The organism is Endothiovibrio diazotrophicus (assembly GCF_054657215.1).
On record NZ_BAAHXB010000407.1, the window covers coordinates 1 to 208 of the forward strand.

General features: G+C 67.8%; 1 pseudogene. It reads right to left on the reverse strand.

From position 1 onward, the window contains the following. A pseudogene (locus tag ACYQ2W_RS27000) lies at window positions 1–208 on the reverse strand (hypothetical protein); the annotation flags it as partial.

The window sequence follows — 208 nt, forward strand, 5'->3', positions numbered from 1 at the left end:
CGAGCACCGGCTCGTAGTAGCGCGGCTGTGCCTCGGCCACCTCGTCGCGCAAGGCGCTGATGTAGCGCCTGAGCGTGCGCCCGGAGGCCCTCAGCGGCCCGACCTTCTCCTGCAGCTTGCGCCGGATCTTCACCGCGCTGAGCTTCGGGAAATTCTCCAGCAGATGGATGATGTAGGCCCGGTGCTCATCCAGCGGCTTGCGCCGCGA